21 protein-coding genes are annotated in these 25,738 nt (G+C 61.4%); 3 read left to right on the top strand and 18 right to left on the bottom strand.

What is annotated here, in order from left to right:
- Positions 1 to 151 precede the first annotated feature (151 nt).
- Positions 152 to 1,495 (bottom strand): nucleotide sugar dehydrogenase, encoded by a 1,344-nt coding sequence (locus AC0L2H_RS16030; RefSeq protein WP_473591139.1) that lies wholly within the window; start codon positions 1,493 to 1,495, stop codon positions 152 to 154.
- A 115-nt stretch (positions 1,496 to 1,610) separates the two neighbouring features.
- Entirely contained in the window at positions 1,611 to 2,771 is a 1,161-nt protein-coding gene (locus AC0L2H_RS16025) for a DUF3095 domain-containing protein (protein ID WP_473591289.1), read from the bottom strand.
- A gap of 92 nt (positions 2,772 to 2,863) precedes the next feature.
- On the opposite strand from AC0L2H_RS16025, the gene AC0L2H_RS16020 reads away from it, so the two are divergent.
- Both AC0L2H_RS16020 and AC0L2H_RS16015 read left to right on the top strand, forming a co-directional pair.
- Positions 2,864 to 3,952 carry a glycosyltransferase family 4 protein gene (locus AC0L2H_RS16020; protein WP_473591138.1) on the top strand — a complete coding sequence of 363 codons (1,089 nt, stop codon included), beginning with the start codon at positions 2,864 to 2,866 and terminating at the stop codon, positions 3,950 to 3,952.
- The gene (locus AC0L2H_RS16015; RefSeq protein ID WP_473591137.1) at positions 3,949 to 4,704 is read left to right on the top strand and encodes a polysaccharide deacetylase family protein; all 756 of its coding nucleotides are present in this window, start codon (positions 3,949 to 3,951) and stop codon (positions 4,702 to 4,704) included. The genes AC0L2H_RS16020 and AC0L2H_RS16015 overlap by 4 nt, the downstream gene beginning before the upstream one ends.
- Before the next feature lies 1 nt (position 4,705).
- On the opposite strand, the gene AC0L2H_RS16010 is transcribed toward AC0L2H_RS16015, so the two are convergent.
- The 4 genes from AC0L2H_RS16010 to AC0L2H_RS15995 form a co-directional block, all read right to left on the bottom strand.
- Positions 4,706 to 5,560, bottom strand: a complete 855-nt coding sequence (locus tag AC0L2H_RS16010; RefSeq protein WP_473591136.1) for an MBL fold metallo-hydrolase — start codon at positions 5,558 to 5,560, stop codon at positions 4,706 to 4,708.
- 211 nt (positions 5,561 to 5,771) lie between these two features.
- Complete coding sequence (locus AC0L2H_RS16005; RefSeq protein ID WP_473591135.1) at positions 5,772 to 6,221, bottom strand: cyclic nucleotide-binding domain-containing protein; 450 nt, start codon at positions 6,219 to 6,221, stop codon at positions 5,772 to 5,774.
- Between the two features lie 23 nt (positions 6,222 to 6,244).
- Complete coding sequence (locus tag AC0L2H_RS16000) at positions 6,245 to 8,959, bottom strand: ABC transporter transmembrane domain-containing protein (protein WP_473591134.1); 2,715 nt, start codon at positions 8,957 to 8,959, stop codon at positions 6,245 to 6,247.
- A gap of 17 nt (positions 8,960 to 8,976) precedes the next feature.
- On the bottom strand, positions 8,977 to 9,240 hold the full coding sequence (locus AC0L2H_RS15995; RefSeq protein ID WP_107648574.1) for a hypothetical protein: 264 nt from the start codon (positions 9,238 to 9,240) through the stop codon (positions 8,977 to 8,979).
- 78 nt (positions 9,241 to 9,318) lie between these two features.
- On the opposite strand from AC0L2H_RS15995, the gene AC0L2H_RS15990 reads away from it, so the two are divergent.
- Positions 9,319 to 9,990: a methyltransferase domain-containing protein gene (locus tag AC0L2H_RS15990; protein WP_473591133.1), complete on the top strand. Its 672-nt coding sequence runs from the start codon at positions 9,319 to 9,321 to the stop codon at positions 9,988 to 9,990.
- Between the two features lie 10 nt (positions 9,991 to 10,000).
- Here AC0L2H_RS15990 and AC0L2H_RS15985 read toward each other — a convergent pair whose 3' ends face one another.
- From AC0L2H_RS15985 to AC0L2H_RS15930, 12 genes are all read right to left on the bottom strand, one after another.
- A complete protein-coding gene (locus tag AC0L2H_RS15985) occupies positions 10,001 to 11,164 on the bottom strand; it encodes a glycosyltransferase family protein (protein ID WP_473591132.1) in 1,164 nt (387 codons plus the stop codon).
- Positions 11,161 to 12,405, bottom strand: coding sequence for a glycosyltransferase (locus tag AC0L2H_RS15980; RefSeq protein WP_473591131.1), 1,245 nt, complete (start codon positions 12,403 to 12,405; stop codon positions 11,161 to 11,163). Before AC0L2H_RS15980 ends, AC0L2H_RS15985 begins: the two co-directional genes overlap by 4 nt.
- 1 nt (position 12,406) lies before the next feature.
- Positions 12,407 to 13,621: a glycosyltransferase family protein gene (locus tag AC0L2H_RS15975; protein WP_473591130.1), complete on the bottom strand. Its 1,215-nt coding sequence runs from the start codon at positions 13,619 to 13,621 to the stop codon at positions 12,407 to 12,409.
- Between the two features lie 442 nt (positions 13,622 to 14,063).
- On the bottom strand, positions 14,064 to 15,239 hold the full coding sequence (locus AC0L2H_RS15970; protein ID WP_473591129.1) for a pyridoxal-phosphate dependent enzyme: 1,176 nt from the start codon (positions 15,237 to 15,239) through the stop codon (positions 14,064 to 14,066).
- Positions 15,236 to 16,345 carry a DSD1 family PLP-dependent enzyme gene (locus tag AC0L2H_RS15965; RefSeq protein WP_473591128.1) on the bottom strand — a complete coding sequence of 370 codons (1,110 nt, stop codon included), beginning with the start codon at positions 16,343 to 16,345 and terminating at the stop codon, positions 15,236 to 15,238. Before AC0L2H_RS15965 ends, AC0L2H_RS15970 begins: the two co-directional genes overlap by 4 nt.
- Before the next feature lie 98 nt (positions 16,346 to 16,443).
- Positions 16,444 to 18,072, bottom strand: coding sequence for a GMC family oxidoreductase (locus tag AC0L2H_RS15960; RefSeq protein WP_473591127.1), 1,629 nt, complete (start codon positions 18,070 to 18,072; stop codon positions 16,444 to 16,446).
- Positions 18,069 to 18,557 (bottom strand): gluconate 2-dehydrogenase subunit 3 family protein, encoded by a 489-nt coding sequence (locus AC0L2H_RS15955; RefSeq protein WP_473591126.1) that lies wholly within the window; start codon positions 18,555 to 18,557, stop codon positions 18,069 to 18,071. Before AC0L2H_RS15955 ends, AC0L2H_RS15960 begins: the two co-directional genes overlap by 4 nt.
- Positions 18,558 to 18,622: 65 nt before the next feature.
- The gene (locus tag AC0L2H_RS15950) at positions 18,623 to 20,095 is read right to left on the bottom strand and encodes an aldehyde dehydrogenase family protein (protein ID WP_473591125.1); all 1,473 of its coding nucleotides are present in this window, start codon (positions 20,093 to 20,095) and stop codon (positions 18,623 to 18,625) included.
- Positions 20,096 to 20,107: 12 nt separating this feature from the next.
- Positions 20,108 to 21,265, bottom strand: coding sequence for an amidohydrolase/deacetylase family metallohydrolase (locus tag AC0L2H_RS15945; protein ID WP_473591124.1), 1,158 nt, complete (start codon positions 21,263 to 21,265; stop codon positions 20,108 to 20,110).
- A complete protein-coding gene (locus AC0L2H_RS15940) occupies positions 21,255 to 22,304 on the bottom strand; it encodes an ABC transporter ATP-binding protein (RefSeq protein ID WP_473591123.1) in 1,050 nt (349 codons plus the stop codon). The genes AC0L2H_RS15945 and AC0L2H_RS15940 overlap by 11 nt, the downstream gene beginning before the upstream one ends.
- A gap of 14 nt (positions 22,305 to 22,318) precedes the next feature.
- On the bottom strand, positions 22,319 to 24,214 hold the full coding sequence (locus AC0L2H_RS15935) for an ABC transporter permease (RefSeq protein WP_473591122.1): 1,896 nt from the start codon (positions 24,212 to 24,214) through the stop codon (positions 22,319 to 22,321).
- Positions 24,215 to 24,326: 112 nt separating this feature from the next.
- Positions 24,327 to 25,631, bottom strand: coding sequence for an ABC transporter substrate-binding protein (locus tag AC0L2H_RS15930; RefSeq protein ID WP_473591121.1), 1,305 nt, complete (start codon positions 25,629 to 25,631; stop codon positions 24,327 to 24,329).
- Positions 25,632 to 25,738 lie beyond the last annotated feature (107 nt).

Genomic DNA, 25,738 nt, shown 5'->3' with positions numbered 1-25,738 from the left:
ATTCTCCTTTGATCCGCCACGACAAAAGCCGGTAAAGAATTTCCGGAATGACTGTTCTTGCAGGCAACTGGCGCACTATGTGGCGAGGCTGCCGGCGGAGTGCAACCACGATCCTGACATCCGGGCAAAAAATTTGCCGGCTCGAACACCGTCAGGCCTTCACCACCGTCTCTCGGGCCAGCCCGAGGCGGCCAAAAACATTGCGTGTGTCGATGATCAGAAGAGCGTGATCAGCGATCGCCTGATAATCGATCGTGTCGTGGTCGGTTGCAACGACGACAGCATCGAAATCCTTCAAGGCCGACTCGGTCAATTCGACCGAGCGACGCCCCTTGATCGCCATATGCTCCCGTGTGGTCGGGATCTCGGTAACATGCGGGTCGTGGAATTCCGCCTTGCCGCCCCATTCCTCGATGAGTTCAATGAGCCGCAATGAGGGGCTCTCGCGGATGTCGGGCACATTCTTCTTATAGGCGAGCCCGATGATGAGAATGCGCGAGCGGCTCAGCGCCTTGCCGCAGCGCCGGTCCAGCGCCTTCGCCAGTTCATCGACCACATGACGCGGCATGGCCGTGTTGATCTCTGCCGCCAGTTCGATGAAGCGGGTCGGCAGTTCGTATTCGCGCGCCTTCCATGTCAGGTAGAAGGGATCGATCGGAACGCAGTGCCCGCCAAGTCCGGGGCCAGGATAGAAAGGCATGTAGCCGAAGGGCTTGGTCTTTGCCGCCTCGATCACCTCCCAGATGTCGATGCCCATCGCACCGAGCACGATCTTCAACTCGTTGACGAGGGCTATGTTGACCGAGCGGAAGATGTTTTCGGTCAGCTTGACCGCTTCGGCGGTCGCCGTGGTGGAAACCGGAACGACGGTCTTGACCACGCCCTGGTAGAAAGCCTGCACGAGCGTCGCTGCTTCAATGCCGTCACCTGCCACGATCTTGGGGATCGTCGCGACTTCAAAGCTGCGGTTGCCGGGATCCTCGCGTTCGGGCGAGAAACCGAGGAAGAAGTCCCTCTTCGACTGCAAGCCGGTTATTTCCAGTATGGGCTTGATCACGTCGTCGGTGGTGCCGGGATAGGTGGTCGATTCCAGCACGATCAGCTGGCCGAGACGTAAATGCTTCGCGATGGTGCCTGCCGTGTTCCTGACAAAAGAGAGATCCGGCTCTCGGTGTTTCGTCAGCGGTGTCGGAACGCAGATGATGATGATATCGCAGACGGCCAGTTCGGCAAAATCCGCAGTGGCGCGGAACCGTCCGCTCGCCACCTGGCCGGCAAGGGCTGTCGACGTCACCGCCTCAATGTAGGATTGGCCGCTGTTCAGGCTCTCGACCTTCTGGGCTTCGATGTCGAAGCCGGAAACCGGGAAGCCGGCGCGTGCGATCGCGACCGCCAGCGGCAATCCGACATAGCCCAGCCCGATCACGCCGACTTGCGCAGCCCGCGTCGAGATACGGTTCAGAAGACGGTCATATGTCGATCGTGAGGCGTCCAAAAATCTGCTTTCCCGTCAATTCGGACAGGCTGTCCGCGCCCATGGCGAGGCTCATCATGATCCCGAGACCCATAGCCGAGGCATATTGCGGAAAATCGGTTTCCGCAAGCCGTCATCAGACCGGCGCCTTCGCCTTCAGGCTTGCGGCAGCAATCGCATAGCCGCCGGCGGCGCCATCGATGAAATGAACGTGATCGCGTTGCAGCGGCGATGCGACGAGGCATGTCATCAAGGCCGATTTCTGGCGGTGCAGGCCATAGTTGCTGATGCCCGCCTCTTCCGCCTGTTTCAGCCGGTTCTCGATCCGCTGCAACACATCCGCGTCGACGTCGATGGTCATCTTCAAGCCGTCGTCGAACTTCCGGAAATCCGAATTGCTGGCCACGTCGCGTTTGTAGATCTTCGGATCGAAACCGCCAATCGTCCAGCCATATCTATCCGTAACAGCCGTAAGCGTCATCAGGAACACTACCCACAGCTTCGACAGCCACCGCCATCCTGCTGGTGCCATGGCCCGCGCTTCGATATCGAGGCCGGCGGGCAGAAAACTGTAGCCCGGCCCATTCACCGGCACCGGATGGCCATCGCGTTCCTGCCTGCCGGCCAAGGCGATGATGTCGGAAGCCAGAAACTGAAAACCGCGCAGGTCGCGCGACGCCCCCGGTACGGCTATGATCGAGACGATTTCGCCATGCCGGGCTTCGATAGGGTTCCAGCGGCAGGAGAGGCCGGTCAGATCCGGCCGCGCGCCGGCCGGCGCAGGATCGATGCGGTAGCGCCCCGCTTTCATCTCGGCTTCCGCCCAACTGCCGCCGCCGCCGGCGAACATGGCATAGAAGACCGCTTCGGAGGCCTGGAACCTCGCCACGCGAACGTCGAGGCCTTGCGCCCTTACATCCTTTATCGGCACGATTGCGGCGCGCAAGGTCAGGTCCAGTTCGTCCGCCACCCATCTCTGGACAGCCGCCAGCGCGTCGCGGGCAATCTCCAGTGCCGAGCCGGGAAACGCCACGAGCGCGCCGTCGCCGCCGAAGACGAAGGGAAGATCTTGCCGGCCCAGCGCATTGAGCAGCGCCGAAATGACGCTGGCGCCGGCCATATTGACGGTTTTATAGCGCCCGGCCTCGATCGCCTTGGTCGAGCCGACGATGTCGGCGGTGGCAAGCGCCCAGTCATCGGGGAGAGGCCGATAGTTATCGATATCGGCAACGCTCTCGAACTTTGCGAAGACCGGCAAGGAAGCGACAAACGGGTCGGACGCGGCAGCTGTTTCCATGAGCATCAGATAGCACATTCCACTGCTCGAAGGAGAAGTCGATCATGCTTCGAAATTGACTTGCGCAGGCTTTCCGATGATAGGATCCGGCGATGCGAATTGCCTTCCACGCGCCGCTGAAGTCGCCCAATCATCCCGTTGTCTCCGGCGACCGCCAGATGGCACGGATGCTGGTCAAGGCGCTGGAGCATGGAGGGCATAGTGTCGAACTGGCATCGGAATTGCGCTTCTATCTACGCCAACCGGAACAGAAAAGTTTCGATGCGCTCAAGGTCGAGGCCCGAGAAGAGGCGGCGCGGCTGACAAAGCTCTGGGATCGTGACGGCAAGCCTGATCTCTGGTTCTCCTACCATCCCTATTACAAGGCGCCCGACCTGATCGGCCCCGAGCTGGCGTCGGCCTTTGCTGTCCCCTATGTGACAGCGGAAGCCTCCTATTCGAGGCGGCGCGACGCCGGCTTATGGGCCGATACGCAAGCGTTGGTGGTGCGAGCCATCGAACAGGCAGCACTGAACATCTGCTTCACGCAAAGGGATCGCCAGGGACTGACAGATGCGATTCCCGACGCCGCTCTCGGTATGCTTTCGCCCTTCATCGACACGTCGGTATTCCGGGAAACGCCGGCACGGGGTTGTCCGACACGCCTCGTTACCGTCGCCATGATGCGCGCGGGCGACAAAGTCGAAAGCTATCGCATGCTGGCGCAAGCACTCGGTTCGATCGGTCACCTGCGCTGGACCATGTCGGTCGTCGGGGACGGGCCTGCTCGTGACCAGGTCAAAGCGCAATTCGCCGGCTTGCCCGCCGAGCGTATCGAATGGCTTGGCGCGATTGAGCCAGCCGCCGTGCCGGATGTCCTCTACAGCGGGGGGATCTATGTCTGGCCGGGTTACGGCGAGGCCTATGGCGTTGCCTATCTTGAAGCACAGGCCGCCGGCCTTCCGGTCGTGGCCCAGGAGATCGCCGGCGTGCCGGAGGTCGTGCGGGATGGCCAAACCGGGTTTCTCACCCCGCCGGGCGATGTGGCGGCGTTCGCTTCTGCCATCGAAAGGCTTCTGGCCAGCAACGACGAAAGAACCATCATGGGAGCGGGAGCCAGGCGTTTTGTCCTCGAGGAACGTTCCCTCGGTGGCGCGGCGGCGCGTCTGGCCGAACTTCTTGCGAAGATCCCGGTTTCATGACCTCCGATCAGATATGGCAGCCCTTGGTGGCAGAACTGGCGCGCTGGCAACGGGCGGATCGCAAGGCAGAGTTCTGGCTGCGCGACGATGACGCCGTGGATCCGACGCCTGCGCTTGATCGGCTGCTCGACCTCACCGGTGAATTCGCGGTTCCGGTCACTCTGGCCGTCATTCCGGCCCTGACTGATGAGAAGCTTGTCGTCCGGCTTGACGAGGCGCCGCATGCCACGGTCGCCATCCATGGCTGGGCGCACCGAAATCATGCGCCCGAGCACCAGAAAAAGCAGGAACTCGGCGCGCATCGGCCACGCGAGGCGGTGCTCGATGATCTGGCTCGCGGACTGTCGCACATAACCGGCCTGCACGGCGCACGTGCCGTTCCGATGCTGGTCCCACCCTGGAACAGGATCGACGCCGGCCTGCTATCCGACCTTGGATCGATAGGATTTGCGGCATTGTCGGTCTATGGGCCGCCGAAGCCGGCTTCCCTGGCGGTCATCAACAGCAATGTCGACATCATGGATTGGCATGGGACACGCGGCTGCCGCGATCATGGCCTGTTGGTTCAGGCTATCATCGCGCAATTGCGGCATGCATTCGACGGCGAAGAACCGGTCGGCCTGCTCACCCACCATCTCGTACATGACGAATCGGCCTGGCTTTTCCTCGAACGGCTGTTCACAGTCACCGCACGGACTGAAGCCTGCGCATGGCTTCCGATCAGGACATTGATTGCGGGTAGAGGAAAATAGCTCAGCGCTTTTTGTGCAATGAGACTGGAAATTTGAGCGTCTGGCCATCCCGCGCGGCAAAAGCGCCGGCAAACCTGTCTTTGGCCAGTTTCTCGATCTCGTCCAGTTCCTCGTCGGTGCGTGTCGGATCGTGGTGAAATAGCGCAAGCCCGCGCGCACCGGCCGCCTCACAGAGCTTGACGCCCTGTTGCCATGTCGAGTGCCCGTTACCGCGGCGGCGTTCCATTTCCTCCTCGGTGTAGGCGCAATCGTAAATGACGAGGTCGGCATCGTCGATCAGGCCGAGCACCGCCTGATCGAGTCTGTCCGGCTCGTGCTCAGTGTCTGTGATCACCGCCACGGCGCGGCCGCCCCATTCGACCCGGTAGCCTATGCAGCCGCCCGGATGGATAAGGCTGCCGGTTCGGACGACCACCCCTTCGCGCGGCCGAAGCACGTCTCCGGACACGAAATCGCGGCAGTCGAGGCTTGCCTTGCAGACGTCCATTTTTACCGGAAACCACGGCGGCCGCATGAACTCATCGATCATCTGCCGGGTCGTCATGCGTCCTGCAAGATGCCCGGACCAAAGCGTAACCTTGACGCTCCGGTCATAGATCGGCGTAAACGCCGGCAGCCCGATGATGTGATCGTAATGGCAATGGGTGAAAAGCAGGTCGAAATCGGTTACGCCCGACGCCCGAAGGGCCCTGCCGGCAGGCCGCAGGCCAGAGCCCGCGTCGAACAGAAGCGTATGCCTACCGCATCGCATTTCGATGCAGATCGTGTTGCCGCCATAGCGAGAGAATTCAGGGCCCGATACCGAAATGCTGCCGCGCACGCCCCAAAACCTGACCAGGAAAACGTCGTCGTCCATGCTAGCCCTTCGCGGTCTCCGTCGCCCATCGTAGCCAAACAACTGCTGCCAGAGCAATTCCAGGAAAAGTGTTAACCGGTTTTCCCGGGAAAAGCGCGTAGCGCTTTCCCTTGGGAATTGCGTCAAAACAAAGAGGCGAGGCCGGTTTTCTCCGGGAGATATTCTCGGCAAGAAGCCAGTGCCATCACGACGGCGAGGATCGAGCGCACGTCTATTTGGCGCTTCGTGCGTCGATCAGATCCGCGGTCGTATGGCTTAGGCGATCGGCAAGAACCCGCAATATCTCGATGGTCATTTCCGGGAACTCTCTCATAAGCCTCAGGAAATGATCCTTGCGGATTCTCAAGGCTTCCAGCGGACTTGCCGCTCTGACGGTGGCAGTGCGGGAGCTGTTGCACAATATGGCGATCTCGCCAACAATCGAATTTGGCACCAGTTCGGCAACTTTTATCGGCCCGGCGTCGGAATCGACCAGAATATCCGCCCTGCCTGAAAGGATGACATAGGCGGCGTCTCCCTCGTCGCCCTGCCGAAAAAGAATCTGGCCGGCGCTGTAGCTCACGCGGTCGGATGTGAACGCAAGCAGTTTGAGCTTTGTCGGCTCGATGCCAGAGAACAAGGGAACGCGTTGCAGCATTCCAACTTCATCCTTGAGCAGCATTGTCGCAAACCTTCCCGCGTTTGCTATGATAGCAGTTCTTTGAAGATACCGTTCCCTGCCAAAAGTGTCTCGTATGTTCCGTCTTCCACCAATTGACCCGAGTCGAAGACGACAACGCGATCGAACATCGCCGCCATAGCCGGATTCGTCACGACCCATACAATTGCCGGCGAACGCCCGTCGCGTCTGGCTTCTTCGAGCACGTTTCGCAGCACCTTATTCTGCATGCGCTGATCGAGCGCTGACAGCGGCCGGTTGAAAATGAGAAAATCGGGACGCTTGAGCAGGGCTCGGGCAACATCGAGCTTCTGTCGCTGTCCTCCGGTCAGCCGCCTGCCGCCGGAGCCGACATTGAAGTCCAGGCCGACATCCAGAAGCTCGGCATAAAGCCCGAGTTCGTCAAGAATGTCGTAGACGATGGAGCGTATGCGGTCCGGCGCGTCGGGGTGGTTGGTGCCCACACGCCCGAACAGGACATTATCCATGACGGTGGCCGCGGCAATGTATTTGGCAGGATCATACCGTTCGACTGCATTTTGCAGCTCGGGCGGCAGGTTTTCATAGAACCGGTTGCGTGCAGCGACGATCTTGCTCATCAGTTCGTCGCTCAGCAGGCCGAAGCGGTGCCGGGGTTCGATATAGGCAAAGCTCAAGGCGACGATCATGGCGCGGTCGTTCTCCGAAACCGCCTCGTGGGGACGATTCTTGAGCCGTTGCAGCAAGGTTTCGTAGGCGGGTATCTCCTCGGCGGTCATGAAGGCGAGCTGCTGGAAGAACTGGTGATCGGGCGGCAGGTCGGCAAACAGCTCGATCGCCTGTTCGGCGATCTCCATGCCCATTTCGTAGAGCGTGTGGTCGAGGCCGGCTTGCTTCAGCACGGAAGCAAAATAGGGATTGGCCGCCAGAGCCTTGTCGGCCAGTTCGGGGCCGGCGGCAGCGCCGAAGAGCAGATTTTGGCCGATTGTTGCTTCCTTGTTGTAGGCGCCCGGTTCGAAAGGAACCACCAGTCCGCTCAGTCCTTCGTGTTCCAGCCGGGTTCGCAGCGCCGCACGCAGTTCGACGATTCGCCTGGCAAGCTCCGTGTGACGCGTAAGGTCGGCTGTAGAGCGTAAGCCAAGATCCAGAATGTCGCGCGACAGAACAACTGCGTCGAGCACCCGGCGCACGGCTTCAAAGAGATCGTGCGGGCCGGTAGCGCCGACGGAAGCATAGTTGATCCAGTCGCTGTGGATATCAAGATCCGAATTGCCCGACCGGCGTGCCTCGTCGATGTTCCAGCGGTGCTGGTCTGCCGCGGGACCGTCATAAGGCACCGTTGTCAGCGGCGCATGCTTCAACCCGTAGAGCAAGTTATCACGGAGGCTTGCCTGGAACAGGAAAACATCCGATGAGGCATAGGACATGCGCCGGCCGGTCACTGCTTCGGGGAGTTCAAGCAGGTCATCGGCGCCCGAAGTGACCCTTCCGCTGTCCGGCCGGTTCAGCCGCGCGAAGGCTTCTGCAAGCGCCTCCGCTCCACCTGTTGCTGTACTGACCAGCGCCACCGTCTCGCCCGGCTTGACCTGGAGGGAGACACGGTTGAGGAGCATTGCACCGCCATCGTCTGCTATGGACAGACTGATCGCCGACAGAGGACCGGTTATCGGAGCGGGGTCTTCGATCGTCAACGCCCCGATTGTCGGCGCGATGAGACCCTCGACGGTGAACTGTTCAACGACCTGCTGATATTTGACCTGGACGTCCTGCCGATCCTGATCCCAGTCGATCAGTTCCTTCATCGGTCCGGGCAGGTCCTTGTAGGCGCCGATCACGGCCACGAGCTGGCCGACGTCCAGCCGCCCCTGGATGACCAGATACCCGCCGATCATGTAGAATAGAAAGGGCGTGAGCTGCGCGAGAAAATTGTTGAGGAACTTCACCATGAATTTCCATTGGTAAAGATCGAAGCGGATCTTGAAGATGAGTCCGAGCCGGGCAGCTATGTCGGCGCGCTCGTAATTTGATGTATCGTGGACGTGAACCGCGCCGATGCCGTCGACGATTTCGCCAACCCGGCCCGAAAGCGCGCGCGCCGTCAACTGCCGTTGACGCCCGAGCACGATCAGCCGCCGCCGCATTCGCGGGATGAGCACGATCTGGATCGCCACGATCACCACCGCTATCATTCCGAGCCAGAAGTTCTGGACCACGATGAACAGCATGGCCGTCAGCGCCTGGCCGCCGAGCAACACCGGTTGCAGGAAGGCATCGCCGATGAAGCCGCCCAGCGGCTCCACCTCGTCCTTCACCATGGTCGCCACTTCGGCGGATTTCACCCGCTTGAAGTAAAGCGGCGGAAACCGCAGTACACGATCGATCAGATCGAAGCGGATACGCCGCAGCATGCGTTCGCCGAGGCGACCCTTGTAGGTGTTGATGTAGAGTTTGAACAGGCCGTTGATGATGACCAGCAGAAGGAACACAAGGCTCAGGGCAAGCAGCGTCTCCTTGCGGTCGAGCTGAAAACCGGAGAAGAACTGGACCTCTCCAATGAACGGCAGGTTGTAGTGCAGCCTCATGAATGGCTGGGTCGCGCCCGGTTGCTCGAAGCCCTTACCTTGGATCGGGCCGTTGACGATCAGCTTCGGCAGGTCGAAGGACATGAAATACGGGATCATCGAAAGCACGACGATCATCAATATCCAGAGTTGCTGCTTCTTGGTGTGCGTCCAGATATAGCGGGCTAGGCTGGGTTCCATATGCGACTGCGGGCCCTTCAGTTGGAAGGATGCGGGATGTAAAAGCACCTGCTGGCGAGTGGCGTATCAGCAATTTCTTCGTCGCCAACGACCAGCTCGAAGCTGCAGTGCCGGGGGATTGTCCTGCGCTCAAGCAGTTCGCGGCTTCCGTAGGGTTTTGGCGAATAGCCGAGCACGAGGCCGCAGCTGCGCGGCTGGTGCTGGCGGATGCACGCCGATGGCCCGGATAGATGCAACAGGCTCTCTCCGGCACCGGGCAATGGCGAAGCGGCTTGCAGCATAATCACGTCCGCGGATCAAACAGCCTTGCGGGAGGCAAGATTGCGTCGCCCGAAATCCCAACATACAAGACGAATATGATGGATGTCACGCAACCACGCAATGCCGGCACGGACGGGCACGAGCAAGCCCTGGACCTCACACGAGGAATTGCTGCCTATGTCAAATGCCCTCTCGTGGCAGGGCTGGCGCGCGTCATCGCCAAACATCCGAAGGCCGATATCGCCAACGCCTTCAACCACAAGCAGGTCGCCTGCAAGATGTGGGCGCTCGACAGGCTGTTCGAAAGCTGCGGCGGCCGGTTCGGGCGCATATGGATTCTGGGTGGATGGTACGGCGTATTGCCGGCAATGCTGTTCAACGACGCCCGCTTCGACATCGCGGCGGTCGATAGCATCGACATCGATCCCGAGGTCGCGCCGGTCGCCCGGACCCTCAACCGGGAAGCCGGCGACCGGTTCCGGGCGCTGACGGCAGACATGTATGCACTCGACTATGCGGCCGAGCGGCCCGACCTTGTCGTAAATACGAGCTGCGAGCACATAGCCGATCTGGGAGCCTGGCTTGCTCTGCTTCCGCGGGGCACGAATGTACTGCTGCAATCGAACGATTACTTCAGCGAGCCGACGCACATAAACTGCGTGGCTTCACTTGCAGCCTTCGAAGCCATGGCGACGCTGCGGGAGGTGCGTTTCTCAGGCGAACTGCCGACAAAAAATTATACGCGCTTCATGCTGATTGGAACTGTCTGACGCATTTCGCCTAAAAGCCTGCCCCACCTTTTTGGGACCATGTTCGGTACCGCTCGCGCAGAATTTGCGCCGAGCGACGCGCGCCTTCCAGATCGAGACGATGCGCGGATGGCGTCGGTCCCACCAGCGCCTGTTCGATCGCTTGCGCCAAACCTTCAGGCGTCAGGTTCTTTTCCATCAGCACCGTCGCAAGACCGAGCTCTTCGAGCATCAGGGCGCGAAACGTCTGTTCGGTTTCCCCGCCGGCTGCAAATGGAACGAGCAGGGAGCGACAGCCCGCGCGCAGGACGTCGCAGACCGTATTGTAACCCGCCTGCGAGACTGACAGGCGGGCGCCGGTCAGCAGGCTGGCGAAATCCTCGCGGAACCGGAAGATGGACAGGCCTGGCGTGGCATCGCATGCGATCGCGTCAAACTCGTCCTTCGGCAGGTTTGGGCCGGTTATCAAACACCATTTCCAGGCGTTGTTGGCATTCCGCGCCGCTGTGACGGTGGAACTGACAAGGCTCTTTCCGGCAGCCCCGCCGCCAACCGACACCACAACGTCGAAGCGTTCGGAGACCGGGAATGATGGCGGCGCGGCAACCAGCCCCGTGTAGGTGACCTCGGCCCTGATCGCCGCAGCCAGCGGAAATGTCTTGTCGATGGTTGCGAAAGCCGGATCGCCGTGGACCATGACAAGGTCGAAATGCCTGTTGATCAGATCGACCGTTTCCTCGTTTCGGCCCGGCTTGACGCGTTCCTGAAGGATATCACGCACGGACGTCACCAGCAGCGGTCTGGGCGACGTCGCGTCGATGACCTCGATCAGCGGCAACAGTTCGAAACGCATCTGCCGGCGTCCAAATGGAAACGCCTCGACAATGACGATATCAGGCCTGCAATCCCGGAATGCTTGCAGCAGCATCTCTGAACGCGATTTCTTGAAATCATCGTCGATGGGTTTGCCCTGCAGGTCGACAAGTCCGGAAAATCCTTCATCACCGGAGGTGACCGGTGGCAGGGTTACAGATTTTACACCCGGTCCCGGAAACCCCGCGATGGGCGCTCCGCCGGTCACGACGGTTACGTCAAACCCGTCATCGATCAGAGCCGCCGCAATGCGGCTGGCGCGCGCGAGATGGCCGATACCGAGCAGGTGCTGAACATAGAAGAAAGCGCGCAGCCGCTTCATTCGGCGGCCCGCCACTCCCGCTCGAACAGTTCCTTGAGCTGTCCAATGCTTGCCATATGATCGAAATTGCCGCGCACGCGCCGCTCTGCGGCGTCGCCGAGGCGGGCGCGTAGCACGGGATCACGGATCAGGCGCTCCAGCGCCTGTGCCAAGGCAATTGGGTTTTCCGTCGGAACCAGCAGCCCGGTTTCATCCGGCGACAAAAGCTCCGGCACGCCGGAAATATCGGTCGACACGCAGGCAAGCCGCTGGCTAGCCGCCTCCACCAGAACGTTCGGCAGACCGTCCCGGTCGCCATTTGCGGTGATCCTGCAGGCCAGGGCGAAGATGTCGGCGCGGCGGTAGTGCTCAAGCACCTCCTCCTGCGCAAGCGCGCCTTTCCAAGAGACGCGACCATCCAGGCCGAGCTTTTGCGCCAGCGCCTTGATCCGTTCCAGTTCCTCGCCACCGCCGATATGCTCGAAACGCCACGCCAGATCACCAGGCAACAGCGCAAGGGCCTCCAGCAAGGTATCGTAACCTTTCTTTTCAACGGCGCGCCCGACACTCAGAACGACAACCGGTTCGTCCGGCGCCAAGCCGTCATGCTGTTTTCGCGCCTCGCCAAAACTGCCGAAGCGATCAAGGTCGAGCCCATGATAGCTCAGATGCACGGACGAGTTGCCGTTAGCGAGTTTTTGCAGCCGGTCGAAGCCGGTTTTTGTGCAAGTGACCGTCCAGCATGCCGAGGAAAGCTTGCCGGCCAGATCCCAGTCCGCCGAAGTCCAGATGTCCTTGGCGTGGGCTGAGCAGCTCCAGGGCAGGCCACGAAGCTGGCTTGCATAGCGCGTCACCGATGCCGGCGTGTGGGCGAAATGTGCATGCAGCCAGCCCGCGTCTTCCGGCCATTCGGCCGCCAGCACGAGCGCTTGTCCGAAGCGGCGCACGCGATTGCGCGTAAAGTCGCGGCGGATATCGGTAGCCAGCGATCCGAGCGCGCGCCAGAAGCCCGGCCGCAGCAGACAAGCAAACAGCGAGCGCACCACGCGCAGCGGCTCTTCATGCAGATATTCCGGCAGATAATGGATGGGCGCTTTGATCTCGTCATGCACGGGATGGCGTTTTGCGTCGGTCGGCCGCCTGAGCGCGACGAGTATCAGCTCGAACCCCGCACGCTCCAGACCGAGCAGTTCCTGGGCAATGAAGGTTTCCGACAGCCGCGGATAGCCCTTCAGAACCACGACGATCTTGCGATGTTGCAACTCAGTTCATGCCTTCGATGACCGAAAGGTGATGGCCGGCCCGCCGTTCGAGCAGTTCCGCGACGATCTCGGATATATGAGGCAGCCCTTCCAGCGTCAGATGCGGATTGCTCTGCGATGGGCGGGGCCGGTCCGGCAGCGCCTCCAGTGCATCGGCAAACCGCTGGGTGTCCTCGGCTTCTTCCGGCAAAAGCATCTCGATGAGGCCGAGTTCGGCCGCGCGCCGCGCGCGGATCAGTTGTTCCTCGCGGGGCTTGACGCGCGGCACGATCAGCGCCGGCTTATCGAAAGACAGTATCTCGCAATAGGTGTTGTAACCCCCCATCGCCACCACCGCCTTGGCGCCGGCAATCAGCTCTTCCATGCGGTTGTCGAACTCGATCATCTTGATATAGGGGATCTTGGACCCCTTCTTGAGCAACTTGTTGCGCTTGCGCGCCGGCATGTAAGGCCCAAGCACGATCAGCGCCCTATGCCGCAAGTGCGGATCCTGCTGATAGGCATCGATGACGTTGTGGATCAAGTCGCCGCCGTCACCGCCACCACCGGTGGTAACGAGAATATAGTCGCCCTCGGGCCGGTGGCCGGGCAACTCGTTCTTCTGCAGGCTCCGTTGCAGGAAACCGACGAACTTCATCTTTGCCCTGACAGCCGGTGGCACATCCAAGCCGGTCAACGGGTCATAGAAATCCGGCGGACCATAGGCCCAGACCTTGTCGTAGAACAGGCCTATCTTGCGCATCACATCCCTGCGTGCCCATTCAGCTTCGAGCAGATGCGGCGCGTCCATCACCTCGCGCAGGCCAAGCACTAGCGTGGTGCCCCGCGTCTTGAGGTAGGACAGAGTGTCCTCGATTTCACCACGCAGGCCGAGCGGTTCCTTGTCGACGATGAAGATATCCGGCCGAAAGGTCTCGGCTGTGTGGCGGATGATCGACTGGCGCATCCTCAGCGTCTCATGCAGATCGATATCCTTCTCCAGCGAGGTGTATTCGCCGTTGCGCAACTTGATGACGCTGGGGATCTTCACGAAGTCGACACGGGCGCGGTAGTCGAAGGCGCCAGCGATAGTCGCACCCGAAATGATGAGAACCTGAAGTCCGCGGAAATCCTCGACCAGCGAATGCGCGATCGTCCGGCAGCGCTGCAAGTGGCCGAGCCCGAACGTGTCGTGGCTGTACATGAGAATTCGAGCGTTTTGTACGTGCTGGGTCATTGTTGAACGTCTTCTAGAATTCTCGCCTTGAGGACCAAGGGCGACCCCGCACGAAACCATCCTCGCGGGCTACCGGCCTGTTTTGAAACATGGGGGCGCAATTTACAATCCATATTACCCAAGAGGATCCCAAGGATGACGCTCTTCTTAATAGTGCAAGCCGATCGTCGTTCGCTATGGAAGCCACCCCTCTTGATTCCAGTAGGCTCGGATCTCTCCTGTAGAACCCACGTCGCGCATCATTGCTCTCGGTCTCGGCGTACCAAGGGTGCTGCCCATCGATTTCGTGACGCGCGCTCTGATTATGATTCGACATGTTCGACACCCGGGTAGAAGCTCGGCCAGGTGGCGGTATCCACGCGCAGCGACCAGATCGTTTCGGGAGATACCGCGTTCGCTTGGCCCCCCGCCTCTTCAATCCGCGAACTCCGAGAGTTCCCGGTTAAAGCGGTCTGGATCCGCGATGAATGGAGCGCCCTACGTCCTCGTGGGCCGCAAAATCCTTGAAACCATGTCCGGTCACGATGCAGACCACGGTATCGGTCGATCCGATCGCGCCGTTCATGAACAGATCCCGGACCGAGGCAAGAGAGGCCGCCCCCGTTGGTTCACAGAAAAGACCGGCCTTGCGCGCCAGGTCGATCATCGCCTCGCGAATGCCCTCATCGCCGACGGCATAAGCAATGCCCTTGCTTGCGCGGACAAGCGGAAGCGTCAGACTGCCTTCCTCGGGATAGCCCAGCAACGGGTCCGAAATGCCGGACGCGATCGTTTTGGGGTTCTCCCAGCCGTCAACGTCGATCTTTCCGTCCGCGAAGGCCCTCGCTATCGGAGCACAGCCTTCGGACTGCGCCGCGATCAGACGCGGCACTTCGCCAACCCTGTCCATGAAGCCCTGAAAGACGCCTTTGACCAACGGGCCGGAGCTCGTCGGGATGGCGATCCAGTCGGGCACGATGCGTCCCATCTGCTCATGGAGTTCCTGCCCGACCAGCCGCAAGGCATCCACGCCATAAGGATTGAGATAGGTCGTGGTCAGGTTTGCATAGCCGGTCTCGGCGCAGAGTCGTTTGGCATGCTCAAACGAGTTTCCGTAATGGCCGGGCACCTGCTCAAGCGTGGCGCCATAGGCGGCAATCTGCGCCAGCTTGCCACGCGGGGTCGCCTCCGGGCAGACGATGATAGCGGGAATTCCCGCATTCGCGGCATAGCAGGCGGCGGCGGCGCCGGCGTTGCCGCTCGACGCGCTGACGATACCAGTCGCGCCAAGCGCGATCGCCCGGCTCAGCGACGCCGCCACGAGACGATCCTTGAAGGAGCCAGATGGATTGCGGGTTTCGTCCTTCACCAGAAGTCGCCCTTTGAAGCCGGCATGGAGGAGATCGGGTCTGAGTTCCCGAAGCGGCGTGCCACCCTCTCCAAGCGTAATGTCATCCGCGACGAAGTCGGCCCTGAGCCAGCCGCGGCCCTCCGGTTTTTGGCGTACAACCTCCAATATGCCGCCGCAGTCGGGGCAGCGGTAGACCAGTGTTGGCGCCAGGGTGGCATCGCAGGCGATACAGCGCAGGCTCAGGTCCTGGGGCTTCGTTTCGGTCTTCAGAGGAACAGCAAGCGTCATTGCATCATTCCGCGCGCCGCGACAGGAAAGACGCATTCGACCCGCTTGCCGCGCATGCCGACATACCAGTCGTAGCGGTCGACCGTTGGATCGCAATGGCCCGGAATGAGGCGCAGCGTTTCGCCGATGGCAAGGCTGCCGGGATCCGAACGCAGGACGAGCGAACCGTGCTCATCGGATGCGCCGACATAGTCGATATCCTGTCTGGCGTGAATGAGAGGAAGCCCGCTGTCGACGGCAATCCCCTTGTGGCCGCAATCCAGAACCGCGATGCCGTGACGGGCGGCACTCATGACCGTGCTCAACACGAACAGCGATTGTTCGAAATCGGGAGCGGGACGATTTCGTGCATAGTCGGCATCCATGAACACATAGGAGCCGGCCTGCAACTCGTTGTAGACGCCGCTGGCTGCCTCGTGGGCAAAGGTGCCCGTGCCTGCGCCGCCGACGACAGCGCATTCCAGCTTTTGCTTCCTGATTGCGGCGACCGTATCCGCCGTTCGCGCCGCAGCCTGGCCGATCGCGTCGCGCCGTTCCTCTTCGGTGCGCAGGTGCTGGGCGCGCCCTTGATAGGATTGCAGGCCGCCGAACACCAGATGGCGGCTTCTCGCTATGCGTACCGCCAGTGCCGTGGCCGGCTCGCCGGGCTCCACACCGCAGCGGCCGCCGCTGACGTCGATCTCGACCAGCACGGTCAACCGCGTGGCCAAGGATTCGGCAACTGCCTCGATCTGGTCGACCACGATCGCGCTATCGGCACAAAGCGAAATCTTCGACATCCTGGTCAGCGCGGCCAGACGCGCCAGCTTGCGGGAGGAAACGACCTCGTTAGAAACGAGGATGTCGCTGACGCCGCCCCAGGCAAGAACCTCGGCCTCCGCTGGTTTTTGCACGCACTGGCCGATGGCCCCCCTGGCGATCTGCCAGTGGGCGATGACGGGGGACTTGTGGGTTTTCGCGTGAGCGCGCAACCGTACCCCCGCGTCGCGGCAGAATGCGCCCATGCGGTCGAGATTGCCTTCCATTGCATCGAGATCGATGATGAGGGCAGGCGTATCGATATCGGCTTCGCTCATTCCGGGTTCGGCAGGGGGGCGTTGGAGCATTTTGTCTTTCTCTGATCCGCACGGCTCCCGTCATAGCCATTTCGGCGGGACCCCGATGGCTTTACCGGGCTTGCGATGGACTACCCGCGTCGTCCGCGTCAGGCGGCTATCGACGACCGCGTCTGCTGCGACAGGGTTTCGAAATTGTCGCGGATATAGGCCGCGGCACGCAAAGCGAGCGCCGAGATGGTCGCCGTCGGATTGACGACACCGCCGGTCGCCAGCACGCTTCCATCGACAATGAAAAGGTTGGGAACCTCCCAGGTCTGATTCCACCGGTTGACGACGGATGTCGCCGGGTCGCTGCCCATGCGGCAGGTGCCGATCATATGCCAGGCGGGTGTGCGATAAACGCCGTCCTTGTCGCGATAGTCATGCAGCCGATATTCGAAAGCGCCGCAGGCCTTTGCAAGCTCCTCGAGGCGATCGAGCATGTAGTTCATCATGCGCTTGTCGTTTTCACCTGGCGCATAATGGGTCTTTGCCGCAGGCACGCCATCGGAATCCTTCAGAACAGGATCCAGCGTCACGCGATTCTCCGGATTCGGCAAATCGTCGCCAATGGCGAAAACGCCGATGGAATGGCCGAAGTGGCGCTCGAACCATGAGTGATGGTCGCGGCCCCATGGCGCGCGGGCCGGCGTGAACCAACCTGCCGCAAGCTCTCCCGCCGAGGGCGTGGAGGTGATGCAGTTGAAATTGAAACCGTTGACGAAACCGCGCGACACGTCGGTTTCGGCAAACTGCCGCGACAGCAGGGATGCGACGTAACCGATATGACCATCGACCGGCTCGTCGACCCACATCTCGCAGGCAACCAGCGTGTGGTGAAGGAGATGGCGTCCGACCTGATCGTTGGCGTTGGCGAGATTGTCGGATGCGAGAAGGAGCCGTGGCGTTCCGATGCCGTTCGCGGCCACGATAACCAGCTTCGCTTTCTGGAAATGCTGCTTCCCGGTGTTGCGGTCGACATAGAGCGCGCCGCTTGCGCGACCGTCCGGGTCTCTCTCGATTTTCAACACGCGGGCGTTGATGCGCAGTTCGCAGCCGGCATTCAATGCCTTCGGCCAGATGGACAGTGAATATTTGCTCATCGATCCGCGCGGGCAGCCGTTGCAGGTACCGCAATTGTTACAGGCCGGTCGGCCGTCATAATCCTCCGAGATCGCCGCGGCCTCGACGGGCCACCAGTGCCAGTCAAGCGCATCGAAACCGGAAGCAAGGCGCTTCGCCACCTTGGACACGGGCATTGGCGGGGTCGGACAACGGTCTCGCGGGGGCATGGCCGGATCGCCGGCAAGTCCCGACACGCCGACGAGCTTGTCGGCTTGCTCGTAAAAGGAGGCGAGATCCTCATAGGCGATCGGCCAGTCCGGCTGAAGACCATGCTCCGTGCCCTTGCGGAAATCGGAGGGACGGTAGCGTGGCCAGATTGCGCCATAGACGTTGGTCGACCCGCCAACGGCGTTCCACATCAGGATTTGCGAGGAGTCCGAATTGACGGGGAAATCGTCCGGATGGCTGCGCTTGTTGACGTCCGGGCTCCAGTTGGTCCGGCGCTGCCAAGACCAGTCGGCATGGAGATGCGGATGATCTTGCGCTTCCACCCAGGAACCCTGTTCGAGGCAGACGACATCGAGGCCGGCTTCCGCCAGTGTCAGTGCCACCAGGGATCCCGTCGCGCCGGCGCCCACGATCAATACGTCACAGATGCGCTCTGTCGTCATCTTTCCAGTCCCCAATGATCTGTCTTTACCGTGTCCAGGCCGAGCGACGACGTATCGACGGGCCTGACGTTTTCTGTTTTCAGGTAGCGGCCGCGGCGATGGGCGGGCTGGTCCCGGTTGAAATCGAAGGGCGCCATGTCGTAGCCGGTGAGATGAGGCCGGTAGGAGTATGGGCGCCCCGTGTTTCGAATGGCTTCGATGACGAAAGGCGTTTCGTAGTAGGCAAGCGTCACCGCCGCGTAGATCCTGTCGAAAAGCTCCGGGTCAGCGTGCTCGAAGGCCTTGACGGACGCGATGCGGGTCTCGCCATCGGCGCTTGAAAGTCCGTCCCTTTCCCAGCCCAGCAGATCGGCCAGTGCCGTAAACCGCACATCGCTCCAGTCCGCAAGGAGACGCATCGCCACGATGCCGTGCACACCCGCCTCGGATGCGGAGGGCCAGCCCTCGGCGCCGGGGATCAGTTCATCGACGAGCGCGCGGATCATCCGCGCTCTCTCCGGCGGAGAAAGCAGCGAATTCCGTTCGCTAGCAAAGGCAAGCGGTTGGGGGCTCATGCCGCACCTGCCTTTTTATCCATCGTGACCGTTATCATCTTCAGTTCCGTCATGGCTTCCATCGTGTGCACGCCGCCCAGCCGGCCGATGCCGCTCCTGGTGCCGGTCCCGCCGCCGAAGGGCAGGTGAATTTCCCACCAGGTGCTGCCGGCATTGACGTTGACGATCCCGGCGGGGATCGCCTTGGCGATCGAAACACCTCGCGCCACATCCGCCGTGAAGACGCCGACCGACAGGCCATAGTCGCTGTCGAGCGCCAGATCGAGCGCTTCGGCCTCGTCCTTGAACGCGAGAACGGGAACGACGGGGCCGAAAGTCTCCTCCCGGTTGATTTTCATCTCGCGCGTGACACCGGCGATGATCGTCGGTTCAAAAAACAGTCCGCTGCCGAGATCGGGGCGCGGCTTGCCGCCATAAAGCACCTTGGCGCCTTGGGCGACCGCGTCATCGACATGCTCCTTGACCTTGGCCGCGACCTTGGCGTTGTTCAGCGGCCCCATGGTGGTCCCCTGGTGGAAGGGATCGCCGAGCACATGTTTTTTCGCATGGGCGACAAGTTTCTCGCACAGGCTTTCGGCAATCGACCGATGCGCGAGAACACGCCCCGTCGCGGCGCAGACCTGACCGGCATTGAAGAATGCGCCGCCGGCCGCGGCCGCGGCGGCCGCGTCAAGATCGGCATCCTCGAAAACGATCACGGGGCCATTGCCGCCCAGCTCCAGGAGCAGCGGCTTGCCGGCGCCGCGCTCGGCGATTTTTCTGCCGGTCGCCGCACTCCCGGTAAAGCCGATGGCCGCCACGTCGGGATGAACCACGACGGCGTCGCCCGCGGTCGCGCCTTCCCCGATGACCAGATTGATGACGCCGGCGGGAAGACCGGCGCTGTCGATTGCCTCCATCAAGGCACAGGCGACCAGCGAGGTGGAAGGAGCGGGCACCCAGACGATGGTGTTGCCGCTGGCAATGCCCGGGGCCAGATATTCCACGGGGATGTTGACCGGAAAATTCCACGGGGTGATGACGCCGTAAACGCCACGCGGCTGGCGGATCGTCATGACAAGCTTCGTCGGATCCTCGGCCGGCAAGGTCTGCCCGCCCATTTGCTTGACGAGCTCGGATGCCAGCCGGAAGCCGTCGGCGGCCTTGCCGACCTCACCCATGGCCTCCGTAAGAACCTTGCCTTGCTCGGCCGAGAGGATGCGAGCGATCTTTTCCTGAGCGGCGTCGATTGCCGAGGCGATGGCAACGCAGATCGCGGCGCGCTTGAAAACCGGCGTGTCGGCCCATGCCGGCGCGGCGGCCTTTGCCGCGGCGACAGCCCGTTCTGCCGTCTCGCGGCTCGATCGCGGGAGCTGGGCAATGGTCTCTCCTGTTGCCGGATTGACCGCCGCCATGGTCTCCGGCTCCGTCTGCCATTCGCCGCCTATGAAATTGGCCGGCGCGTCTTTCATTGCGTAGCCACTGTCCATTTTCAGATCTCCCTATTCAGCCGCTGCTGCGAGCGTTTGATCGTCGGTGCCGATATCCTGGCCGGCAATGACCAGACCGGCGGCAAAGATACGTTCAGGCGCGACGACGATCTCGCCACGCGTGTCTTCGAGGGAAAACGCACCGCTGCGCAATTCGAGGATGCTCGCGTCCCCGGCCGAGCCGATCTTGAACGTTCCAAGCTCAGGGCGCCGCAACGCCTTGGCCGCATTGACGGTCGAGGCTGCGATGATGTCGTTGATCGACATGCCGAGCGCCAGGAATTTCGAAAGCGTCGTGACCTGGTCGTAGGCCGGGCCTTCGATGCACAGCGCATGGACATCGGAGGAGATGGTGTCCGGCTGGAAACCTTGCGCCAGCATTGCGCGTGCGGACTTCCAGGAGAAGGAGCCCATCCCGTGGCCGATATCGAAAAGAACGCCGCGTTGCCTTGCCTCAAGGATTTCCGGCTTGATCTTGCCCCTGCCGTCGACGGGTGCATTGGGGAAGGGTCGGAAACAATGGGTCAGCACGTCGCCGGCGCGCAGGCGCGAGACAACGGCCTCGTAGGATGGCGGCGGCTCATCGATATGGGCCATCAGCGGCAGGCCCGTCTCATCGGCGACCTGCAGGGCGACATCGAGAGGCTGGATGCCGGCAGGGCCGGAAGCATGGCGCCCGATGCGCACTTTCACGCCGATGATGACGTCGCGGTTGGCGTTGATGATCTCGACCGCTTCGCGGCTTGCAAGAAGCCGCATGTCATGGCTTTCGCCGATCATGAAATTCTTTGCGAACCCATAGATGCCGGCGAAGGAGATATGCAGATAAACGAGAATACGGGCGGTGCTGCGCTCGATCACATGCTTGCGAAATCCCGGAAAATTTCCTGGTCCCGCGCTTCCTGTATCGACGCAGGTCGAAACCGCGCTCTTTCGGGCAAACGAGTCGGGGTCCACGCCAAGCGACGTTCCGCCCCAGTAGACATGCGTGTGCAGATCGATCAGGCCGGGCGTCACGATCAAGCCGGAGACGTTTCGTTCTTGCGTGCCGGAAAGGCCGTCCCCAAGCGCGGCGACCTTTCCGCCGGCGAAGGCGACGTCGGTGATGCGGTCGATGCCCTGGGAGGGATCGATCACACGGCCATTTTTTAAAACGAGCTCATACGGCATGAATTCGGCTTTCGGTTTCCAAGAATTGCTGGTTGATACGGGTGCCGTCGTCCGCGGCGAAATAACGAACGGCTTCCGCTCGCGCGCTAAGGATGACGCTTTGGCCGGCAGACAGGCCGGACGCGTCGCTACAGGTTGCCCGGACGACATGCCCGGCGATCGAAACGTCGAGGAATTGGAAAGGCCCGGCCGGTTCGATGAGCACAAGCTCGCCGGACAGCGTCAGGCCGCCATTGCCGCGAGCCGCCGGCTTCAGGTCGTGTGGACGCACGCCGAGGATCTGATCGGAACTGCCGCCACACAGATTGGCGGGCAAGAAGTTCATTTGCGGGCTGCCGATGAACCCGGCAACAAACTGGTTGGCTGGCTCGGAATAAACCTCCATCGGCGGTGCGAACTGCTGCACGACGCCGTCCTTCATCACGGCGATCCGGTCGGACAGCACCATGGCCTCCTCCTGATCGTGCGTAACGAAGATGACGGTGATGCCGAGCGCCTTCTGGAGGCGCCGGATCTCGGTGCGCATGCGCACGCGCAGCGACGCATCGAGATTGGAAAGGGGCTCGTCCATTAGAAGTACCGAAGGGTTTCTGACGATCGCGCGGCCAACGGCGACGCGCTGGCGCTGGCCGCCGGAAAGCGCCGCCGGCGGTCGGTCGAGAAGGGCCTCGATGCCCAGGACATCGGCGGCCCAGGCAACCTGCTTGTCCACGGTCGCCTCGTCCAGTTTCTGCTGGCGCAGTGGAAAAGCGATATTTTCGCGCACCGTCATGTGCGGATAGAGCGCGTAATCCTGGAAGACCAAGGCGATGTTGCGTTCGCGCGGTCCGAGATCCGAAATCTCCTTGTTGTCGAAGCGGATGGATCCCTCGTCGATATCCTCCAGGCCGGCGATGCAAAACAGCAAGGTCGATTTCCCGCATCCCGACGGTCCGAGGAAGGAGATGAACTCGCCGTCGTTGATCGAGAGATCGAGTCCTTTCAAAACAGCCATGGTCCCGAACCGCTTGTTGAGGCCGGCAATTTCGATCGATGCCATGCTCGAATCTCCTTTCAGCCCTTGACCGCGCCGGAAAGCGCACCCTGGACGAGGTAACGTTGGAAGAAGAAGGCGACCGCCACGGGCGGCAGGATGGCAAGCACGCTGGCGGCAAAAAGCGGCCCATACTCATAGAAGCGCGCCTGGTTGAGAAAGCCTGCGATGACGACCGGTATTGTCTGCGTCTTGGGGGTCGAGGTCAGGATCATTGCAAAGAGAAACTCGTTCCAGGACACCAGGAAGCAGAAGATCAGCGCCGCGACGATAGCCGGCCGCACCACAGGTACCAGAACCTTGCGGAACATCGTCCAGCGGCTGCAGCCATCGATCTGTGCCGCGCGCTCCAGGCTGAGGGGCACGGTCTCGAAACTGGTCTTCATCATCCAGGCGGCAAGCGGCATCAGGATCGTCGAATATGCGATCACCAGACCGAGATGGGTGTCGATGAGCCCGAGCGTCCGGAAAATGACGAAGAATGGCAGAACCAGCGTCAGCGCAGGAACCATACGCGTCAGAAGAAGCGCCCAGAGGCTGACGGCAAAGAAGCGATGTCCGGCGTAGCGGGCAAAACCGTAGCCAGCCAGGGTGCCGAGCGCGACATTGACGACGGAGACGACGATGCCGATGCCGAAACTGTTGAGCAGGGACAATGGCACGCGTGCGGCCTGCACGCTGGTCGTGCCTTGGGCCATGAGCACGGACCGATAGTTTTCGAAGGTGAGCGTCGAGGGCACGACGGAGGGAGGCGTTCGGATCAGGTCGGTGGCCGGCGACAGGCTGATCAGGATCAGCGCGGCGACGGGCAGGAAAGACCAGACAAGAATGGCAACAACGGCGAGCGCGAACAGGAACTTGCCCGTGTTGCGCGTGGCTATCGGGCCCATCAGCCTCTTCGGCTTCCATTCCGGCAAGACGACCATGGGGGGGCGCGGGCGGCTGGTCGTCTGCGGTCCTGGAGCGGCTATGGCCGGCACCGTCGTTCTGGCTTTCCTGGGGCTGAGGAAGGCGAAATAGGCGATCGCGAATGCAAGGCTGAGAAACGTCAGCACATATAGAAGAGCGGCCCCTTCGCCGAACTTCAGGAACTGGAAGGATTGCATGTAGCCGAGCCAGGACAGTGTGGTGGTCGCTGCGCCCGGACCGCCGCGCGTCATGATCCAGATAATGTCGAAGGCCAGGAACGCGTTGATGGTCGAGATGATGGTGGAGAAAAGCAGCGTCGGCTTGAGCCAGGGCAGCGTGATCGCGAAGAAGCGCTTGACCGGTCCCGCACCGTCGAGAATGGCTGCGCGATGCAGGTTGCCCGGCATGGATTGCAGGCTGGAAAGGAGCATCAGCGTCGTCAACGGCGTCTGGTTCCAGACTTGGGTCAACGCCACGAGGTTGAGGGCGCGGAAGCCCTCTCCGAACCATGCCCGTCCCCATGAACCGAGGCCGACGTCGTTGAGAAAGCCGTTCAACAAACCGAAATTGCCGGCATAGATGAAGGACCACAGCACTCCGATAGACACAGGCGCCATGGCCCAGGGGACAAGGACCACACTGCGCAGGAAGCCGCGGCCAGCAAATCGCTGGTTTAAGACAAGTGCGATTAGCGTTCCGAGTACGGTCGTTCCGATGACCGCAATCGCCGAGAAATAAAGCGTGCGGCCGAGCGCATACCAGAAGTCCTGGTTCTGGAAGATCTTCGTATAATTGGCGAAGCCAACGAAAACCCACCGCTTGGTGATCGGATTGGTGATGTTGAAGGACAAATAGAGACTGTAGAGGAGCGGCAGGCCGACGATCAGGACCATCAGGATCAGTGTCGGGGCGACGGAGACATACGCAAAGGCCGGAAGGCTGATCCTGCGGCGGCGCTGATGCGCCAGTGGCTCTATTCCTTGCGACGGCAGCAGCGTCGTTGTCATGCGTCCTCGCACATCATCTGGGCCAGAGCGCCGGCAATGCCGCGTCTGGCGATGTCGTTGGAGGTTGATACGGACGGGGTAGCCGTCCCGATCGCCGGCTACCCCGGATGCCTTACTGATACTGGGCCTTCAGCTCGGAAGCCTTGGCCGCAAGCGATGCCACCAACTGGTCGGTCGAGCTGCCCGAACGGATGTATTCCTGGACCTGCTGCATCATGAACATATCCCATTCCGGGAACCAGATCGCCTTGCCGATCGCACGCGACGTCGCCATGCCGAGCTGTTTGGCCGAAATATCGAGGTCGCGCCATTTCGAGAAACTGGCGACGATCTCGGGATCCTGCATGACCTCCTTGTAGCCCGAGCCGAGGCCGAACTCGAGCGCCCAGCGCTTGATCACATGATACTGGCCGTCCTTGGCTTTGCCGCCGAAGAACTGGAGCAGGTTCCACACGCGTTCCTCATCGACGGGTTGCGAGCCCATGAGATAGGCCGCCGTCCAGGCCATGGTCGAGCGGGTCGCTCCCGGCATGATCGCGTTGCGCACTTTTCCCGCGATCTTGGAAACGGCGGGATCATTGGCAACCTTGTGGTTGTAATCATGCACGACCATGAAAGTGTGGCGGCCGGAGGCGTAGCTGGGCACGCCTTCGCCGGGCAAAGTCATGATGTCCTCGACGACCAGCTTTTCCTTGTAGAAAGTCTGGTTGATTTCCAGGATCTTGCGCAAGGCCGGCTCGTCGACGAAGTTTCCGTCGGCGTCGAAGACCTTGGCACCTTCTGAATACCATGCCGCGAACATGTACCAGGACATATTAGGCCATTGTTGCTGCCACATCGCGTGGAAGGGCGCCTCGGATATGCCATCCTTCTTGAGCTTGCGGCAGACATCAAGGACGGCATCCCAGGTTTCCGGCGCCTGAACCCCGGCCTTTGCGAGATGCTCCTCGTTGTAGAGGAAGGTGTTGTAGCCGGCGTAGTAGGGGAGCCCGCACAGCGGCCCGCCGTTTGGCAGCGAAAGCGACTCCACGCTGACCGGGAACATGCCAGCCTTGATATCGGCAACGCCCGGCATGCTCTCGATGTCGCGGATCCAGTTGGCCGCGTGCCAGCGGGCGATGTAGTTCTCCTCGGAGTACAGCATGTCGATATGCTGACCGCCGGTGAGCTTCGTCTCCGCCACGGGGTGGTAGTCGCCTGATACGAGTTCGTAATTCACGTTCTCGTCGTAGAGTTTCATGAACGACTTGACGTTCTCTTCGACGATCTGCGGCTGGTACTGCCAGCCAACGAAGCTGATCGGTGTGGAGGGGGCCGCGAAAGCGCGAGATCCCATCATCGCCGCAGCGGACAGCCCCGCAGCGCCTTGCAGTATCTGTCTTCTGGACAGCAGGTGTCGTTCCAGCGAAGAAATCATGCTAGTTCCCCATTGTTATAGCTTTTTTGATTTCGGCCAACCGGCTGTGCCGGCAGATAACTTTCGGTATCTCCAGCCTCGAAGACGAACTGTAAGGCCGGTTAAGC

The sequence above is a fragment of the Mesorhizobium sp. WSM4871 genome, from assembly GCF_055811295.1.
This window is presented reverse-complemented; position numbering and strand designations above follow the sequence as displayed.

Excerpts from the sequence above, each read along its gene's own strand:
- AC0L2H_RS15975 (WP_473591130.1), bottom strand. The coding sequence starts at position 13,621 with ATGACCCAGCACGTACAAAACGCTCGAATTCTCATGTACAGCCACGAC.
- AC0L2H_RS15945 (WP_473591124.1), bottom strand. The coding sequence starts at position 21,265 with ATGCCGTATGAGCTCGTTTTAAAAAATGGCCGTGTGATCGATCCCTCC.
- AC0L2H_RS15950 (WP_473591125.1), bottom strand. The coding sequence starts at position 20,095 with ATGGACAGTGGCTACGCAATGAAAGACGCGCCGGCCAATTTCATAGGC.
- AC0L2H_RS16025 (WP_473591289.1), bottom strand. The coding sequence starts at position 2,771 with ATGGAAACAGCTGCCGCGTCCGACCCGTTTGTCGCTTCCTTGCCGGTC.
- AC0L2H_RS15995 (WP_107648574.1), bottom strand. The coding sequence starts at position 9,240 with ATGCTGCAAGCCGCTTCGCCATTGCCCGGTGCCGGAGAGAGCCTGTTG.
- AC0L2H_RS15935 (WP_473591122.1), bottom strand. The coding sequence starts at position 24,214 with ATGACAACGACGCTGCTGCCGTCGCAAGGAATAGAGCCACTGGCGCAT.
- AC0L2H_RS15955 (WP_473591126.1), bottom strand. The coding sequence starts at position 18,557 with ATGATCCGCGCGCTCGTCGATGAACTGATCCCCGGCGCCGAGGGCTGG.
- AC0L2H_RS16015 (WP_473591137.1), top strand. The coding sequence starts at position 3,949 with ATGACCTCCGATCAGATATGGCAGCCCTTGGTGGCAGAACTGGCGCGC.
- AC0L2H_RS15965 (WP_473591128.1), bottom strand. The coding sequence starts at position 16,345 with ATGCTCCAACGCCCCCCTGCCGAACCCGGAATGAGCGAAGCCGATATC.
- AC0L2H_RS15990 (WP_473591133.1), top strand. The coding sequence starts at position 9,319 with ATGGATGTCACGCAACCACGCAATGCCGGCACGGACGGGCACGAGCAA.
- AC0L2H_RS16020 (WP_473591138.1), top strand. The coding sequence starts at position 2,864 with ATGCGAATTGCCTTCCACGCGCCGCTGAAGTCGCCCAATCATCCCGTT.
- AC0L2H_RS16005 (WP_473591135.1), bottom strand. The coding sequence starts at position 6,221 with ATGCTGCTCAAGGATGAAGTTGGAATGCTGCAACGCGTTCCCTTGTTC.
- AC0L2H_RS15985 (WP_473591132.1), bottom strand. The coding sequence starts at position 11,164 with ATGAAGCGGCTGCGCGCTTTCTTCTATGTTCAGCACCTGCTCGGTATC.
- AC0L2H_RS15940 (WP_473591123.1), bottom strand. The coding sequence starts at position 22,304 with ATGGCATCGATCGAAATTGCCGGCCTCAACAAGCGGTTCGGGACCATG.
- AC0L2H_RS15970 (WP_473591129.1), bottom strand. The coding sequence starts at position 15,239 with ATGACGCTTGCTGTTCCTCTGAAGACCGAAACGAAGCCCCAGGACCTG.
- AC0L2H_RS15960 (WP_473591127.1), bottom strand. The coding sequence starts at position 18,072 with ATGACGACAGAGCGCATCTGTGACGTATTGATCGTGGGCGCCGGCGCG.
- AC0L2H_RS16000 (WP_473591134.1), bottom strand. The coding sequence starts at position 8,959 with ATGGAACCCAGCCTAGCCCGCTATATCTGGACGCACACCAAGAAGCAG.
- AC0L2H_RS16010 (WP_473591136.1), bottom strand. The coding sequence starts at position 5,560 with ATGGACGACGACGTTTTCCTGGTCAGGTTTTGGGGCGTGCGCGGCAGC.
- AC0L2H_RS15930 (WP_473591121.1), bottom strand. The coding sequence starts at position 25,631 with ATGATTTCTTCGCTGGAACGACACCTGCTGTCCAGAAGACAGATACTG.